Genomic DNA, 16,735 nt, shown 5'->3' on the forward strand with positions numbered 1-16,735 from the left:
GTTCAGGCCGCGGTGGTTTCCGCGCCGACGTCGGCAAAGTCGATCAGCACCTTCATCGCCTGCTTCCGGTCGCTGGCCAGCTCGAAGGCCTCGCGCGCCTGCTGCATCGGGAAGGTGTGCGACACGACCGGCGACAGGTCGACCCGGCCTTCGTTGATGAGCCGCACCGCCAGCGCGAATTCCGCATGGAAGCGGAACGAGCCGCAGATGCTGAGCTCCTTGGCCACCACCATGTTCTGCGGAATGCTCACGTCGCCGCCCAGCCCCAGCTGCACCACCACGCCGCGCGGGCGCATCACCTCGAGCCCGTCGCGCAGCGCGCGCTCGTTGCCGGAGCATTCGAGCATCACGTCGAAGGTGCCCTTGTCGGCCGAATAGCGCGACACCCAGCCCCTGTCCTGCGCGACGTTGATGGCATGGTCGGCCCCCATGGCGCGCGCGATGGCGAGCGGCTCGTCGACCACGTCGGTGGCGGTGATCTCGGCCGCGCCGTGGGCGCGCGCGGCCGCGATGGCCAGCACGCCGATGGGCCCGCAGCCCGACACCAGCACGCGCTTGCCCAGCAGCGGGCCTGCGCGCGACACGCCATGCAGCCCCACCGAGAACGGCTCGGCCAGCGCCGCCAGGCGCAGCGGCACATGGTCGGCCACCTTCACGCACTGGGTGGCCTCGCACAGCAGCATGTTGCGGAACGCGCCCTGCACGTGGGGCGTGCGCATGGCGCTGCCGTAGAAGCGCATGTCCAGGCACTGGTTGGGCAGGCCTTCGAGACAGAACTTGCAGGCGCCGCAGGGGCGGCTCGGATTGACCGCCACCTTGTCGCCGATGCGCACACTGTCGACGCCGGGCGCCGTGGCCACCACGGTGCCGGCCACCTCGTGGCCCAGCACCATCGGCTCCTTGATACGCACGGTGCCGAAGCCGCCGTTGTGAAAATAATGCAGGTCGGAGCCGCAGATGCCGCCCATGCCGACCTTCACCAGCACCTGGCCCGGGCCGATGTCTCCGGCGTCCTGTTCCTCCAGGCGCAGGTCGTCGGGGGCATGGATCACGAGGCACATACAGCGCATACGCATGGGGTTTTCTCCTTCAGGCCGTCAGGCGACCGGGGTGACGAGGGGCCGGCCCGCGAAGTGGGCCTCGAGATTGCGGCGAACCAGCTCGCCCATGGCGCGGCGCGTCTGCTCGGTGCCGCTGCCATGGTGCGGGTGCAGCACCACATTGTCGAGCGCCGCAAAGCGCGGGTCGATGCGCGGCTCGTGCAGGAACACGTCGAGCGCCGCGCCCGCGATGGCGCGCTGCTCGAGCGCCTGCAGCAGCGCGCCCTCGTCCACCGTGGTGCCGCGCGACACATTCACGAGCCAGCCCTTGGGGCCGAGCGCCTGCAGCACCTTCGCATCGACGATGCCGCGCGTGGCCTCGCCGCCGGGCAGGATGACGATCAGCACGTCGCACCATTCGGCCATGGCCGCGAGGCTGGCGAAGTGGCGATGCGGGCTGTCCTCGCGCGCCGTGCGGCTGAAGTAGCCCAGCTCCATCTCGAAGCCCGAGAGCCGCCGCGCGATGGTGCTGCCGATGCGTCCGAAGCCGGCAATGCCCACGCGCTGGCCGAAGAAGCGGGTGGCCAGCGGCATCGGGCCCTTGGCCCATTCGCCGCTGCGCACGAAGCGGTCGCCGGCTGGAATGGACCGCTGCAGCGCGAGCGCGAGGCCCACGGCCAGGTCGGCCACGTCGCCGTTGAGCACGTCGGGCGTGTTGGTCACGCGGATGCCGCGCGCACGGCAGGCCGCAAGGTCGATGCCGTCGGTGCCCACGCCATAGCAGGCGATCAGCTCCAGCACCGGCAGCGATGCGATCAGCTCGGCGCTGGCACCCAGCTCGCCGCGCGTGGCCACGGCGCGGATGTCCGCGGCGTGCTCGGCGATGAAGGCCTGCCGGTCCGGCGCCTCCCACCAGCGAAGCAGCGTGTAGCTCGCCTGCATCGGCTCCATATCCCATTCCGGATAGGGGCCGGGCATCAGCACATGCGGGGGTCGGGGGACAGCGGTCAAGCGGATTCTCCTGCGGGGATGGCGCGGCTGCGCAAAATAGATACCGGTAACTTTAACTGCGTTGCCAACTTGCCCAAGGGAAGCCCCACGAAGGTTTCCACCATTGACGGCACAATAAGATACCGGTAACGTATTTACATTGCCACCGCGCCTGCGCATTCCGCCATCCCTCCTGGAGCCCCGCTTGAAACTCTTCGACCTGACCGGGCGCACCGCCCTCATCACCGGCTCCAGCAAGGGCATCGGCTTCGCGCTGGCCGCGGCACTGGGCTCGGCCGGCGCGCGCATCGTGCTCAATGCGCGCGATGCCGCCGCACTCGAAGCCGCGCGCGACGCGCTGCGCGCCCGGGGCGTTGCAGCCGAGGCCATGGCCTTCGACGTGACCGACGCCGCCGCCGTGGAGGCCGGCGTGGCCCGCATCGAAGCCGAAGTCGGCGCCATCGACATCCTGGTCAACAACGCCGGCATGCAGCATCGCGGCGCGTTCGCGGAGTTCCCGATCGATGCCTGGCACAAGATCACCACCACCAACATCGACAGCGTGTTCTTCGTCGGCCGCTTCGTGGCGCAGCGCATGATCGAGCGCAAGCGCGGCAAGATCATCAACGTCTGCTCGGTGCAAAGCGAACTCGGCCGCCCGGGCATCGCACCCTATGCCGCCACCAAGGGCGCGGTGAAGATGCTCACCAAGGGCATGGCGATCGACCTCGGCAAGCACGGCATCCAGGTCAACGGCCTGGGGCCGGGCTATTTCAAGACCGAGTTGACGCAGTCGCTGGTGGCCGATGAAGCCTTCACGGCCTGGCTCTCCGGCCGCACGCCCGCCGGGCGCTGGGGCGAGGTGGAAGAACTCGGCGGCGCGGCGATCTTCCTGGCATCGGACGCATCGAGCTTCGTCAACGGCCACATCCTGTACGTGGACGGCGGCATCACCGCCAGCCTCTGATCCATGTCCGCGCAGCCTGGCCAGCGCGTGGCCGTGATCGGCGTGGGCATCATGGGCTCGGCGATTGCGCGCCGCCTGCTCGAATGCGGCCACGCGGTGTGCGTGTTCGACCTCGACGCCGCCAAGGTGGCCGCGCTGGAGCAGCAGGGCGCGCGCACCGCCGGCAGCGCGGCCGCGGCCGCGTCGGCCAGCGGCTTCGTCATCACCAGCCTCAACTCGGCGGCGGTGCTGGAGCGCGCGCTCTTCGGCGAAGCCGGCGTGGCCGCTGCCGCGCCCGCCGATCCGCAACGGCTGCTGATCGACATGTCTTCCATCGACCCGGCCTCCACGCGCCGGCTCGCGCAGTCGCTGCGCGAGCGCACGGGCATGGGTTTCGTCGATGCGCCGCTGTCGGGCGGTGCCCCCAAGGCCCTGCTCGGGCAGCTGACGGTCATGGCAGGCGGCAGCAAGGACGACGTGGCACGCGCACGCGCCGTGATGGACAGCCTGTGCGCCAACTACACCCGCATGGGCGAAAGCGGCGCGGGCCAGACCACCAAGCTGGTCAACCAGCTGCTTTGCGCCATCGGCTTCCAGGCCGTGGCCGAGGCGGTGCGGCTGGCGGAGGCTGGCGGCGTCGATGCGTCGAAGCTGCACGCCGCGCTGGCCGGTGGCCGGGCCGACAGCCAGATCCTGCGCGAGTTCGGCCCCAAGATGGCCGCGCGCGATTTCACGCCCACCGGCCGCATCGACAACATGCTCAAGGACCTCGAGGCGGTGCAGGCCTTTGCACAGGGCGAACGCCTGCCGCTGCCGCTGGCGGGCGCGGTCTCCGAGCTGCACCGCGCCTTCGTCGCGGCCGGGCTCGGGGCGGAAGACACGGCCGCCATGATGCGGCAGTTCAACGGCTACGCGCGCGGCTGAAGCGCATATTGGCCATCCACAGAAAGAAGATCACCATGTTCATCCGTTGCGCGTTTTTCCGGGGCCGGGTCAAGGCCGGCATGGAAGAGGCTTTCGACCGGCACGTGCACGAAAAGCTGGTGCCGCTGTGGACCCGCTTTCCGGGCGTGCTCGAAGTGCGCGTGCTGCGCCAGATCGAGAGCGACGTGAGCGATCCCGAACTCGCCATGGTGCTGTCGACCCGCTATGCGAGCCGCGAAGACATCGCGCATGCGCTCGATTCGCCGGTGCGCTACGAAAGCCGCGAGGTCTCGAAGCACCTGTTCGAGATGTTCGACGGCACGGTCTTCCACACGGTCTTCAGCGCCGAGGAATTTCCGCTCGCCAGCCTTTGATGCTCAATCGCCCAGCACGCCCATTGCCCGGCGCTCGACCAGGTCGCTTGCCCGGCTCAGGTGCGAATGCATGTGTGCCGCGGCGCCCTCGAGGTCGTTGTCTTCCACCGCCTCGAGGATCTGCAGGTGTTCGCGGCATGAGGTGTGCAGCAGGTCGATGTTCACCAACGGATAGTCCGACAGGTCCGACATGCGCCGCAGCCGGTTCTGCTGCCGCACCGCGTCCAGGATGAAGCGATTTCCCGAGGCGGCGGCAAGCAGTTCATGGAACTGCGCATTGGCCTCGAAGAAGTCCATCCACGAATGCCGCGAGGCCTGCGCCAGCAGCGCGCGCTGGCGTTCGCGGCAGGCGAGCAGCCTTTCGTGGTCGACGCGAAAGCCGGGCTCGCGCAATGCCGCGCATTCGACCGTGAGGCGAAACCGGTAGCTCTCGCGTTCGCTTTCGACGGAGTCCAGCGTTTCGGTGAATTCCCAGCGCTGATAGTGCCGCCCGCGCAGCACGCCGTCCTGCAGCAGCGTGGTGAGCACGGTGCGCAGCAGCGCCCGCGCCACGCCGTAGCCTTGCGCGAGTTCGAGTTCGTTCACGCGCGTGGGCAGCTTGCCCGACAGGCGATCGCGCAGCAGCCGGTAGTAAAGCGTCTTCTCTTCGTCTTCGGGCAGTTCGCGCCGCACCAGCGCCAGCGCCTCGCGGCCGGCAACCAGCGTGTAGCCGCGGTTGGGCGCGTGCGCCAGCACATCGCGCTCATGAAGAAAGCGCAGCGCAGCGCGCACCGGCGTGCGCGAAATGCCCAGCCGGCCGGCCAGGTCGGCCTCGGTCATGTGGCGGCCGTTCTCGTAGCCGCCCGCCAACGCCTGGTCGAGGATGTAGCGGCTCACGCGCTGCGTCAGGGGCGGGATGGATGCGATCGGCTTGTTCATCGTTCGAAGGGGCCATGATCATGGCATCTTTGTATTTTTCGCCTCGAAAAACCATGTACATCTTGCGTCAAAAATACAATCTTCATTCCTAAGATCGGCCCCACGGCGACCCGGGCACCGGGTCGTTTCCCAACGGAGAAACCTACTCGTGGCCCTTGCCGACACCCTGCCCCCCTCCTCTGCCGCTGCCGCGCCGACCACCGGCATTGCGCCTTCGCTCGAGGCGTTCTGGATGCCCTTCACACCCAACCGCAAGTTCAAGCAGTCGCCGCGGCTGATCGTCGGCGGCGAGGGCCTGCACTACGACCTGGCCGACGGCCGCCGTGTGCTCGACGCCATCGCCGGCCTCTGGTGCGTGAACGCCGGCCATCGCAACCCGCGGGTCAGCGCAGCCATGAAGGCGCAGATCGACGTGCTCGACTACGCCTCGAATTTCCAGATCGGCCATCCCGCGGCCTTCGAACTCGCGCAGCGCCTCGCCCGGTTCGCGCCCGAGGGCATGAACCACGTCTTCTTCACCAATTCCGGCTCGGAGTCGGTCGACACCGCGCTCAAGATCGCGCTGGCCTATCACCGGGCGCGCGGCGACGCAGGCCGCTACCGCCTGATCGGCCGCGAGCGCGCCTACCACGGCGTGGGGTTCGGCGGCATCTCGGTGGGTGGCATCGGCCGCCAGCGCAGCACCTTCGGGCCGCTGCTCAATGGCGTGGACCACCTGCCCCACACGCACGACCTCGTGCGCAATGCGTTCTCGCGCGGACAGCCCGAGCACGGCATCGACAAGGCCGATGCGCTCGAAGCCCTGTTTGCGCTGCACGACGCCTCGACCGTGGCCGCGGTGATCGTCGAGCCCGTGGCCGGATCGACCGGCGTGCTGCCGCCGCCGCGCGGCTACCTGAAGCGCCTGCGCGAAATCTGCGACCGGCACGGCGTGCTGCTGATCTTCGACGAAGTCATCACCGGCTTCGGCCGCCTCGGCGCCAACTTCGCGGCCGATCTGTTCGGCGTGACGCCAGACCTCATCACCGCCGCCAAGGGCCTCACGAACGGCGCCGTGCCGATGGGCGCCGTGCTGATGCGCGACGGAATCCACGACGCCTTCATGCAGGGAAGCGTCGGCGCCATCGAGCTCTCGCACGGCTACACCTATTCGGGCCATCCGCTGGCCTGCGCGGCCGCGATGGCCACGCTGGACGCCTACACCGAAGACGGGCTCATCGCGCAGGCGGCAGCGCTCTCGCCTTTCTTCGAGGACGCAATCCATGGCCTGCGCGGCCTGCCGGGCGTGATCGACATCCGCAACACGGGCCTGCTCGGCGGCATCGAGCTGCAGGCCTGGGCCGACGGTCCGGGCACGCACGCGCAAGCGGTGGCGCAGCAATGCGTCGAGCTGGGCGTGCTGGTGCGCTCGGTGGGAGACACCATCGCGCTCTCGCCGCCGCTCACGATCGGGCGCGAACACATCGGGCAGATCGTGGATGCCCTGCGCACAGCCATCGCGCAGACTGCGCGCCCGACGGACAAGGAAGCATGAACATGGACAACATCGAATCATTCCCCCTCTACGACATCGAAGGCGACGCGCGCCAGTGCGGCCAGCAGTACGGCCGCGCGGCCGGCGACCGCATCGACCTGAGCCTGCGGACCTATCGGCTGGCCTTCGAACGCGTGGGCCTCGGCTGGGACCGCACCCGCGCGCTCGCACGCCGCTTCATGCCGGTGATCGAGGCCTTCGACGCCGGCATGCTGCGCGAGATCGAGGGCGTGGCCGAAGGCGCGGGCGTCCCGGCCGAGGACATCATCGCGCTCAATGCGCGCAGCGAGATGCTCTATGCCTTTGCGCAGCTCGAAGCCACCGAGCCGCCCGACGGCTGCACCGGCGTGGTGGTGATGCCCTCCGCCGCGCGCGACGGCAGGCTCATCCACGCGCAGAACTGGGACTGGCGCGTCGAGAGCCTGGAGCTCGGCGTGGTGCTGCGCATCCAGCCCGCCAAGGGCCCGGCCATGCTGACCTTCGCCGAAGCGGGCACGCTGGCACGCGCCGGGCTCAACAGCGCCGGCATCGCGGTGACGGGCAACTTCATCAAGGCCGATGGCGACGGCAGGCAGCAAGGCGTGCCGCTGGCGCTGATCCGCCGCGGCATCCTGCAGTCGGAGCTCTATGCCAATGCGCTGGGCGTGGTGTGCCGCACGGCGCGCTCGATATCCAACAACATGATCCTCACGCACGCGGAGGGTGAGGCGGTGAGCCTGGAAACTTGCCCGGAGCAGGTCTTCTGGCAACAGCCGGAGAACGGCATCCTGGTGCACGCCAACCACTTCAAGACGGCGGCCGCGCTGGCACGCGTGGTGGACCGCAGCCTGGAAACCACGCCCGACTCGCTCTACCGCGACCGGCGGGTGACCGAGGCGCTGCACAAGCGCGCGGGCGACCTCACCGAGCAGGACGTGCTCGACGCACTGCAGGACCGCTTCGGCGCACCGCGCGCCGTGTGCCGAAGCCCGAGCGCGGGCCCCGGGGGTGCGTCGTCGGCCACAGTGGCCACCATCGTCATGGACCCGGCGGCACGCAGGATGCGTATCGCACCGGCTCCCTTCAAGGCCCACCGGTTCACCGAGTATTCCCTCTGACATGCCACGCCCAGCCCTCGCCAGGAGTGTTTCCATGAAACTGCCCCGACCCCGCCCGGCCGCCAAGGCGGCGCCTCTTGCACGCCCGCGCCTGCGCTGGCCGATGCGCATCGCCGCCGCGGGCCTGTGCCTCTGGACGACGGCTTCGGCCCTGGCCCAGAACGGCGCCGGCCAGACGCTGCGCATACAGATCAACTCCGACATCCGTTCCACCGACCCCGGCGGCAACCGCGACGACAACACCGACAACGTGCTGCTGCATGTGGTCGAGGGCCTGGTCGCGCTGCGCGAAGACACTTCCGTCGGCCCCATGCTGGCAAGCCGCATCGACACCTCGGCCGACGGGCTCACCTACACCTTCACGCTGCGCGACGGCGTCAAGTTCCACAACGGCGCCACGCTCGCCGCGGACGACGTGGTATGGAGCTGGCAGCGCTACCTGAAGCCCACCAGCGGCTGGCGCTGCCTGTCCGAGTTCGACGGCAAGGGAATGACCAAGGTGCTGTCGATCGAGGCGCCCAATCCGAAGACGGTGGTCTTCAAGCTCGAGCGCGCGAGCAGCCTCTTCCTGCCGATGATGGCGCGCCCCGACTGCGGCAGCGCCGCGGTGCTGCACCGCAGCTCGGCAGGCGCCGACGGCCAGTGGAAGGAACCCGTGGGCACGGGTCCGTACCGGATCAAGGAATGGAAGCGCGGCCAGCACGTGGAGCTGACGCGCTTCGAAGGCTACGTCTCGCGCGCCGAACCGCGCGACGGATACACCGGCGGCAAGAAGGCCGAGATCGAGAACCTGCGCTTCGCCGTCATTCCCGATTCGGCGGCCGCGAAGGCCGCGCTCTACAGCGGCGGCATCGATGCCTTCCTGAGCCCCAGCCCGTCGGACGTGGTCGAAATGCGCGCGCGCAGCGACGTGATCGTCGACACCACGCCCGTGATGAGCATGGTGGCGCTGCTGCTCCAGACCGCCGACCCGGTGCTGAAGGACGTGCGCGTGCGCCGCGCGCTCGCCCTTGCACTCGACACGCCTGAAATCGCGCGCACCGTGACCGAGGGCCTCTCGCCCGTCAACAACTCGGTGGTGCCCTCGTCCAGCCCCTACTACAGCCCGGCGCAGGCCAGCGGCTACAAGCGCGACCTGGGCGCGGCGAAGAAGCTGCTGGCCGAAGCGGGCTACCGGGGGCAGCCGATCCGCCTGCTTGCCAACAAGCGCTACGAGGCGCTCTACTCCGCCGCCGTGCTGGTGCAGGCGATGGCGGCCGAGGCCGGCATCAACGTCGAACTCGAGGTGCTCGACTGGGCCACCCAGCTCGACCGCTACACCAAGGGCCAGTACCAGGCCATGGCCTTCATCTATTCGGCGCGCATCGATCCCTCGCTCAACTACGAAATGGTGTCGGGGCCCAAGGCAAGCCAGCCGCGCAAGGTGTGGGACAGCGCCTTTGCGCAAACCCGGCTCGCCGAATCGATGACCGCGAGCGACAAGGCACGGCGCCAGAGCCTCTTCGACGAGATGCATCGCCAGATGCTGCAGGACGTGCCGATGGTGGTGCTCTTCAACGCCAGCGATGCCACCGCCATGCGCAAGAGCGTGACCGGCTTCAAGGGCTGGGCCCCCGCCAAGCCGCGGTTCTGGAACGTGCGGCTCGACGCCCGCTCCTGAGGCCAGGCCACCATGCTCGCTTATCTGTTGCGCCGGGTCGCGATGACGATTCCGACGCTGCTGCTGGTCGCCGTCGCGGTCTTCACGCTGATGCGGCTGATTCCCGGCGATCCGGTCCAGCTCATGCTGGGCGAAGGTGCCGACCCGGCGCAGCTCGATCTCATGCGCCGCCAGATGGGGCTCGACCAGCCGCTGCCGGCGCAGTTTCTGGTCTGGCTGCGCCATGCGCTGGCCGGCGACCTTGGCGTGTCGACCACCAACGGCCTGCCGGTGCTGCCGCTGATCCTGGAACGCTTCCAGGTCAGCGCGGTGATCGTGCTGGCGGCAGTGGCCATTGCCACGCTCATCGCCGTGCCCGCCGGCCTGGTCGCCGCCTGGCGCAAGGACCGTGCGGCCGACCTGGCCATCGTCGGCGCCTCCACGCTGATGCTCTCGGTGCCGAGCTTCTGGCTCGGCCTGCTGCTGCTCATGTTCTTCGGCCAGTACCTGGGCTGGCTGCCCGTGGTCGGCTACGTGCCGATGGCGGAGAACTTCACGCAGGGGCTGCTCTATGTGATTCTTCCGGTGGCCACGCTCGCGCTGGTCGAAACCGGCGTGCTCACGCGGATGTCGCGAGCCAGCACCATCGAGATCCTGCGGCTGGAATACGTGACGCATGCCCGCGCCAAGGGCGTGCCGGAGAGCCAGGTGCTGCGCCGCCACGTGCTGCCCAACGCCTTCAATCCCACGCTCACCATGATCGGGCTGATCCTGGGCCACCTGCTCAGCGGCATCGCCGTGCTCGAGACGGTGTTCACCCTGCCCGGCCTCGGCCGCCTGATGATCGATTCGATCTTCGCGCGCGACTATCCGGTGCTGCAGGGCTGCCTGCTGTTCACGGCCTGCATCTACGTGGCCATCAACCTGATCGTGGACATGTGCTACCCCTTGTTCGATCCGCGAGTGTCCGTGCAGTGATGAAATTCAAGACGCATACCCTCATCGGCGGCGCGCTCGTGGCCGGGCTCCTGGCCATGGCGCTGGTGGCCGCGGTGTGGACCCCCTACAACCCGCTGGGCATCGACCTGCGCAGCAAGCTGCAGCCGCCTTCGACCGTGCACTGGCTGGGCACCGACGAGTTCGGCCGCGACGTGGCCAGCCGCGCCATGCGCGCCGCTTCCACCAGCTGCCTGGTCGCGCTGCTCACGGTGGTGCTGGCCACCTCCATCGGCCTGCTCGCGGGCGTGGTCGCGGGGTTCCTGCGCGGCTGGACCGACCGCGTGCTCATGGCACTCAACGATGCGCTGCTGGCCTTTCCGGGCCTGCTGCTGGCGCTGGGCGTGATGGTGATCGTCGGCGCCAACCAGTGGGGCATCGTGCTGGCGCTGAGCCTGGCCTATGCCCCTTCGGTGGTGCGCGTGGTGCGGGGCACGGTGCTGTCGCTGCGCGAGCGCGAATATGTCGAGGCCTCGCGCATGATCGGCAACTCCGAGGCCTACACCATGTGGCGCCACGTGCTGCCCAACTGCATTGCGCCCGTCGCGGTGCTCGCCACCAGCATGTTCGGCTGGGTGCTGCTGTCGGAAAGCGCGCTGAGCTTCCTCGGCCTGGGCGTGCCGCCGCCGGCACCCACCTGGGGCAACATGCTCTCGAGCGCGCGGCCCTACATGGCCTCCGCCGTATGGCTGTGCATCGTGCCGGGCCTGTGCATCGCGCTCACGCTGCTGGGCATCAACCTGCTGGGCGAATCGCTGCGCGACCGGCTCGATCCACGGACGGAGAAATCATGAGTGCCGCATTGCCAACCGCACAGCCGGTGCTCTCGGTCCAGCAACTGAAGATCGAACTGCGCGGAGGCGCGCAGGCGCTGGTGCACGACCTCTCGTTCGACGTGCACGCGGGCGAGTTCCTTGCGGTGGTGGGCGAATCGGGCAGCGGCAAGACCATGGCCGCGCGCGCCATCCTGCAGCTGCTGCCGCCGGGCATCGCGCAAACCGGCGGCCGCATCGTGTTCGACGGCGAAGACCTGGCCACGCGCGACGTGAAGGCGATGCGCCCGATCCGCGGGCCCGGCATCGGCATGGTGTTCCAGGAGCCGATGGTGTCGCTCAACCCGGTTCACCGCATCGGCGAGCAAATGGCCGAGGGCCTGCGCATGCACACCGCGCTTTCGGCCGCCGAGATCCGCGCGCGCTGCCTCGACATGCTGCGCCGCGTGCAGATTGCCGAGCCCGAGCGCTGCATGAACGCCTACCCGCACGAGTTCTCGGGCGGCATGCGCCAGCGCATCATGCTGGCCAGCGTGATGCTGCTGAAGCCGCGCCTGCTGATCGCCGACGAGCCAACCACCGCGCTCGACACGCTGAGCCAGCGCGAGGTGCTCGACCTGATGGTCGGCCTTGCGAGGGACCAGGGCACGGCCGTGCTGCTGATCACCCACAACCTGGGCCTGGTGGGCCGCTATGCGCAGCGCGCCATCGTGCTGGAGAAAGGCCGGCTGGTCGAGACCGGCCACGTGCCCGGCATCCTCGTCGCGCCGCAGCAGCCCTACACCCGCAAGCTGGTCGATGCGCTGCCGCGCCGGCAGGATGCGAAGGCAAAGGCTGCCGCCGCGCAGCAACCGCCGCTGCTGCAGGTGCGCGGCCTGAGCGTGAGCTACCCCGGCGCACGCGCGGGCCTGTTCAGGCGCCACCCGCCGCAGCGCGTGATCGATTCGCTCGACCTCGACATCCATCCGGGCGAGATGGTCGCGCTGGTGGGCGGCAGCGGCTCGGGCAAGACCACGCTCGGCCGCGCGATCCTGCGGCTGGCGGCGTCGCAAGGCGGCCAGATCCTGTTTCGCGGCGAAGACGTGCGCAGCGCCGGCCGCGCGGCGCTGCACCGCTTCCGCCTGGCGTGCCAACTCGTGTTCCAGGACCCGTTCTCCTCGCTCGACCCGCGCATGCGCGTGCACGAGATCGTGGCCGAACCGCTGCGCCATCTGCCCGAACTCGATGCCCCGGCGCGCGCGCGCCGTGTGCATGAAACGCTCGACGAAGTGGGTCTCGGCCCACTCGGCGCACGCTACCCCCACGAACTCTCCGGCGGCCAGCGCCAGCGGGTGGCGATTGCGCGCGCCCTGGTCAGGCGCCCGGCTTTCGTGGTGGCGGACGAACCCGTCTCGGCCCTCGACATGACCATCCAGGCCCAGGTGCTGCGCCTGTTCCAGAGCCTGCAGGCGCACCACGGCTTCGCCTGCCTGTTCATCAGCCACGACCTGGCTGCGGTGGAGCAGATTGCCGACCGCGTCATCGTGATGGAACGCGGCCGCATCGTGGAACAGGGCACGCGCGACGCGGTGTTCGATGCACCGCGCCACGGCTACACGCGGGCATTGCTCGAGGCCACGCCGCGGCCGCTGGCCTCGCTCGCATCGCCCAAAGCGGAACCCTGCGCCGAGAAAGTCTTCGCGTGAGCGGCGCGGCACAATCGCCGGCGTGCCGCTCCTCGACCACTGCCTGCCCGCCGGCCTTGCGCTGGCACTCGCTCTCGCCGCGCCCGCCGCGCGCGCGGCCGACCCCGTGCTTCTCGTCACCTCGCCGGCGGCCCTGCAGGCCGCCGAGAATTCCGGCGCCGGCTTCGCCCACTGGATCGGCGACGCACCCGCTTCAGCCGACGGCATCGCGAACAACCAGGTGCTGATGCGCACGCCGGCGTGGCAATCCATCGCCACGCCGCTCGGCGACAGCATCGCGCGCATCCAGCGCAGCGACCGGCAGGCCGGCGTCGGCATCTCGCGCTATCCGCACCGGCTGTTCGATGCGCGCTGGCTGGCGAGCCCCGACGCATTCTTCGAGCTGGTGGGCGTCGCCAACCGCATGGACCGCCGGCCGTTCCAGCGCGGCGCCTGCGGCGAGACGCGGCTGGTGTACCGGCTCGCCTACCGCACCGCCGCAATGCAGTCGCGCCTGCCGATGACCGTCAACGTGGAACTGCGCGGCGATGCGCCCGATGCCGACGGCAGCTGCGCGAGCACCGCGCGGCGCTGGCAGCCGCCGCAGCCCTCGATGCAGGACGAGGCGCTCGGCCGCTGGCTGGTGTCGGCCGACGGTCCGCTGGCGCTGCAGCGCCTCGCGCCCGCGCGCATCGCGCAGATCACCACCAACCTGCAGAGCGTGCGCTGGCCCTCGGCGGTGCGGCCCGATCTCGGCGGCCATGCGGAGTACATGCTGCGTGCCTTCCGCTGGAATGCCGGCACGCGGCGCTTCGACGTGGCCCCGCTCGAGAACACCCCCGATGTCGCGCGGCTCAAGGCCAATGCCCCGCTGCGCAAGGAGCTGCGGCAGTGGCTGCAGCAGCCCGACAACCTGCGCACGCTTGACGAGGCCACCCTGCAAATCCCTGAGAAGTTCCTGGCGACCGAGGCCATCTCGGTGGCGCCGCGCGGCCTTGCGCGGCTGGCGAACCGGCCGTTCGCACAGCTCTTCCCGCCCGGCGAATGGCAGCCCGTGCCCGGCAGCCGCACGCTGCCATCGCCGCAGGCGCTGCTGCGCCGCCTCGACGACCTCAGCTGCATGGGCTGCCACCAGAGCCGCGCGGTCGCGGGCTTTCACCTGCTCGGCGTCGACCGGCGCGGCGCATCGCGCACCTTCACGGCGGGCAACGCACTCGCGCTGCCGCATTCGCCGCACCTGCAGGACGAACTGGCGCGGCGCGGCCGCTATGTGCACGCCGCGCTGTCCGCGCCGCAGCCCGATCCGTTCCGGCCGCTCGCCGAACCGGAGGGCACGGACGCCGCACCGGAGAAAGCCACGGTCGGCGCAAGCTGCGAACCCACCCGCATCACACAGTCGGCCAACCCGTGGCTGGACCGCGCCGAGAAACTGCCGCGCGTCGCCTGCGAAGGCGCGCACTCCGTGTGCGAGAAAACCTCGGTCGGCTTTCCCGGCGGCATGTGCTCGGGCCCGTGCGATCCGCTGGACAGGAACGGCACCTGCGGTGGCATCGCCATCCTCAGCGATTTCAACCAGTGCCTGGCTGCGAACCGGCCTTTCGGCGAATGCCTGGGCAGGCACACGCGGCCCGGCAACCTGCGCAGCTGCTCGGCGCAGCAGCCTTGCCGCGACGACTTCATCTGCGCCCGGGCCGAGGACCAGCCCGAAGGCCGCGGAGCCTGCATTCCGCCCTACTTCCTCTTTCAGATGCGGGTGGACGGGCACTCCTGACGCGCAATGGCCGCCCGCCGGTCCGCGCGTCATCCTTTGGGTGACAACTTTCAGCCTATGGACAGTGCACGGGCTGACGGTTCAGCATCGATCTCTTGTCGATTTGGGTGACGGCGCAGCGCGTTCCCCGAAGTTGCACCGTTCCATCGGCGAAATTTTCCGACCATGGAGGTGTTTATGCCTGCGTTGAACATGACGGCCGGCTCGACCGTTACTCTTGACGAATCCGCCACTTTGCAGAACCTCGCCGCTACGCCCGCTGTTGCGGGGGACAGTAACGACAATGACATTTCCGTAAGCTCGCTGCCGACGGCCTTCAGCAGCCGCCTGACGGCGCAGGGTGTGGGAACCGCCATCAACGCCGCGCTGAGCGGCTATGACGGGACCAATTCCGGCACCAACGCATTCACGTTCAGCGTATCCGGCACGGTCACCGATGTTTCATTTACGGACGCGAACGGCGCATTGCTCAATGGTTTCGACAGCGGCCTTGATACCGCCGACGGCGAAGATATTTTCCTGTACACCGACACGACCAACAACAACGTCGTCTACGGGAAGACCGCCGCCGGTGTCGTCGTGTTCGCGGCCTACCTGGAGGAAACGGGAAGCCCTGTGACGGGCGCCAAGCTCTGGACGGTCCAGTATGAAGCGATATCGAATCCGGATGCCTCGAACCCGGATGACGCCGTCAATCTGGCGGACAAGCTATTTGTGTCGGTCGCCTCGGCCAGCGAGTTTTCATTTGCGAATGTGCCCTCGGGCCAGAACCTGTTCGCGATGTTCGGCAATACAAGCGCCGCGATCGTCGTGACTGGCAAGAATCCGGCGAATGAATCGACCGGAGCCAATATCAATACCGGCGACACCGTCAATACCAGCCTGGGAGGCGGGCTCACGACCATTGGCACGAACAACCAGATGATCGATCCGCCCAGTGCCAAGAACCCTGCCGAGGGGATGTATTTCACCTTCGTGACTGGCGCCAGCACCGACGACACGGTTCCCAATCTCGATCAGAACGAGGCCGACGAAGAATCGAACATCGATTTCACCGGCCTTCTCGGCACCACTGCGGCGTCCTTCACTATCGCGCAATTGCAGCCCAACAAAGCCGCCACCGTCAAGATCAGCGCCTTTACGACGGTGCTGGCATCTGGTGACGCATATGTGGACAACCTGCAAAACAATACGGCGATCAATATCAGCTCGGTCGTCGTTCGTGATTCCGCTGGACAACTGGTCACGGGTCTTTCCATTGACCTCAGCGGCGACACCGCTGTGATCAGCGGAATCAAGGCCGGCTATGTCATCGAGTACCAGACGGATGCCAACCACAACCGTGTATTGATCGAGAACGTCGGATCGGCCACCGACAACAATCTCAACGCCAGTTTCGACATCGGTGGTTTCAGCCTGCCCAGGTTCGAGCAGGCGACGGGAGAAGTCGGCTCCATGATGGTCTTCGAGGACGACGGTCCGTCCGTCGTGCAGGCAGCGCCCATCGACACGGCGCTGGTCAACACGCAGGATGCCGACACCATCGGTGCCGCCACCGACTCCGCCACCACGGACTTCGCAACCGCCTTCGGCGTGACCTCGAGCAGCTACGGCGCCGACGGGCCGGGCACCACCGCCTCGAGCTTTGCGCTTGGCGTGGCCACGCAAGGGGGCGACTCCGGGCTCAAGAGCGATGGCGCCACCATCTACCTGTACCTGGTGGCCGGCAAGGTCATCGGTTCGACTTCTGCCAGCGAGGCCGGAATTCTTGCCGCCAACACCATCTTCGACGTCACCGTCAGCGCCGCCGGCTCGGTGACGCTGCAGCAGTTCGCCGAGATCGACCATGCGCTGCCGGGTGATTCGTCCAACTACGCGGACCAGGAGGCCACGCTGGCCGACACGTTGATCACCCTGACCAACACGGTGACGGTCACCGACAGGGACGGCGACACCGCAACCGATTCCGAGGTGCTCAACATCGGTGCCAACATCCGCTTCGACGACGACGGCCCGTCCGTCGTGCTGGCAGCGCCCATCGACACGGCGCTGGTCAACACGCAGGATGC

Annotated in this window: 14 protein-coding genes; 11 read left to right on the plus strand and 3 right to left on the minus strand. The window is 68.6% G+C overall.

Features of this window, described 5'->3' with window-relative positions; genetic code table 11:
- Positions 1 to 2: 2 nt before the first annotated feature.
- A complete protein-coding gene (locus IB278_RS30505; RefSeq protein ID WP_192327680.1) occupies positions 3 to 1,076 on the minus strand; it encodes an L-idonate 5-dehydrogenase in 1,074 nt (357 codons plus the stop codon).
- A gap of 21 nt (positions 1,077 to 1,097) precedes the next feature.
- The gene (locus IB278_RS30510) at positions 1,098 to 2,018 is read right to left on the minus strand and encodes a 2-hydroxyacid dehydrogenase (RefSeq protein WP_192327696.1); all 921 of its coding nucleotides are present in this window, start codon (positions 2,016 to 2,018) and stop codon (positions 1,098 to 1,100) included.
- 217 nt (positions 2,019 to 2,235) lie between these two features.
- Between IB278_RS30510 and IB278_RS30515 the strand changes: the two genes are divergently transcribed.
- From IB278_RS30515 to IB278_RS30525, 3 genes are read left to right on the plus strand one after another with little or no spacing between them, the layout of a single operon-like run.
- On the plus strand, positions 2,236 to 2,997 hold the full coding sequence (locus IB278_RS30515) for an SDR family oxidoreductase (RefSeq protein ID WP_145743314.1): 762 nt from the start codon (positions 2,236 to 2,238) through the stop codon (positions 2,995 to 2,997).
- 3 nt (positions 2,998 to 3,000) lie between these two features.
- Positions 3,001 to 3,900 carry an NAD(P)-dependent oxidoreductase gene (locus IB278_RS30520; protein WP_192327684.1) on the plus strand — a complete coding sequence of 300 codons (900 nt, stop codon included), beginning with the start codon at positions 3,001 to 3,003 and terminating at the stop codon, positions 3,898 to 3,900.
- Between the two features lie 35 nt (positions 3,901 to 3,935).
- On the plus strand, positions 3,936 to 4,274 hold the full coding sequence (locus IB278_RS30525) for an antibiotic biosynthesis monooxygenase (protein WP_145743310.1): 339 nt from the start codon (positions 3,936 to 3,938) through the stop codon (positions 4,272 to 4,274).
- 3 nt (positions 4,275 to 4,277) lie between these two features.
- Here the strand turns inward: IB278_RS30525 and IB278_RS30530 are convergent, their stop codons facing one another.
- Complete coding sequence (locus tag IB278_RS30530) at positions 4,278 to 5,192, minus strand: GntR family transcriptional regulator (RefSeq protein WP_145743308.1); 915 nt, start codon at positions 5,190 to 5,192, stop codon at positions 4,278 to 4,280.
- 232 nt (positions 5,193 to 5,424) lie between these two features.
- Here IB278_RS30530 and IB278_RS30535 point away from each other — a divergent pair, with 232 nt between their 5' ends.
- The 8 genes from IB278_RS30535 to IB278_RS30570 all read left to right on the plus strand — a co-directional run.
- Positions 5,425 to 6,726: an aspartate aminotransferase family protein gene (locus tag IB278_RS30535; RefSeq protein ID WP_145743854.1), complete on the plus strand. Its 1,302-nt coding sequence runs from the start codon at positions 5,425 to 5,427 to the stop codon at positions 6,724 to 6,726.
- Between the two features lie 2 nt (positions 6,727 to 6,728).
- Positions 6,729 to 7,823, plus strand: coding sequence for a C45 family autoproteolytic acyltransferase/hydolase (locus IB278_RS30540; RefSeq protein ID WP_186454168.1), 1,095 nt, complete (start codon positions 6,729 to 6,731; stop codon positions 7,821 to 7,823).
- 34 nt (positions 7,824 to 7,857) lie between these two features.
- Entirely contained in the window at positions 7,858 to 9,483 is a 1,626-nt protein-coding gene (locus IB278_RS30545; RefSeq protein WP_225613268.1) for an ABC transporter substrate-binding protein, read from the plus strand.
- Between the two features lie 12 nt (positions 9,484 to 9,495).
- Positions 9,496 to 10,440: an ABC transporter permease gene (locus IB278_RS30550; protein ID WP_192327687.1), complete on the plus strand. Its 945-nt coding sequence runs from the start codon at positions 9,496 to 9,498 to the stop codon at positions 10,438 to 10,440.
- Positions 10,440 to 11,252, plus strand: a complete 813-nt coding sequence (locus IB278_RS30555; RefSeq protein ID WP_145743302.1) for an ABC transporter permease — start codon at positions 10,440 to 10,442, stop codon at positions 11,250 to 11,252. The genes IB278_RS30550 and IB278_RS30555 overlap by 1 nt, the downstream gene beginning before the upstream one ends.
- Positions 11,249 to 12,916, plus strand: a complete 1,668-nt coding sequence (locus IB278_RS30560) for a dipeptide ABC transporter ATP-binding protein (protein ID WP_192327690.1) — start codon at positions 11,249 to 11,251, stop codon at positions 12,914 to 12,916. Before IB278_RS30555 ends, IB278_RS30560 begins: the two co-directional genes overlap by 4 nt.
- A gap of 22 nt (positions 12,917 to 12,938) precedes the next feature.
- Entirely contained in the window at positions 12,939 to 14,666 is a 1,728-nt protein-coding gene (locus IB278_RS30565; RefSeq protein ID WP_192327693.1) for a hypothetical protein, read from the plus strand.
- A gap of 177 nt (positions 14,667 to 14,843) precedes the next feature.
- On the plus strand, positions 14,844 to 16,735 hold a 1,892-nt coding region (locus IB278_RS30570), incomplete at its 3' end, for a DUF5801 repeats-in-toxin domain-containing protein (protein WP_225613269.1).

The organism is Variovorax sp. VRV01, assembly GCF_014852545.1.
GTDB lineage: Bacteria > Pseudomonadota > Gammaproteobacteria > Burkholderiales > Burkholderiaceae_C > Variovorax > Variovorax beijingensis_A.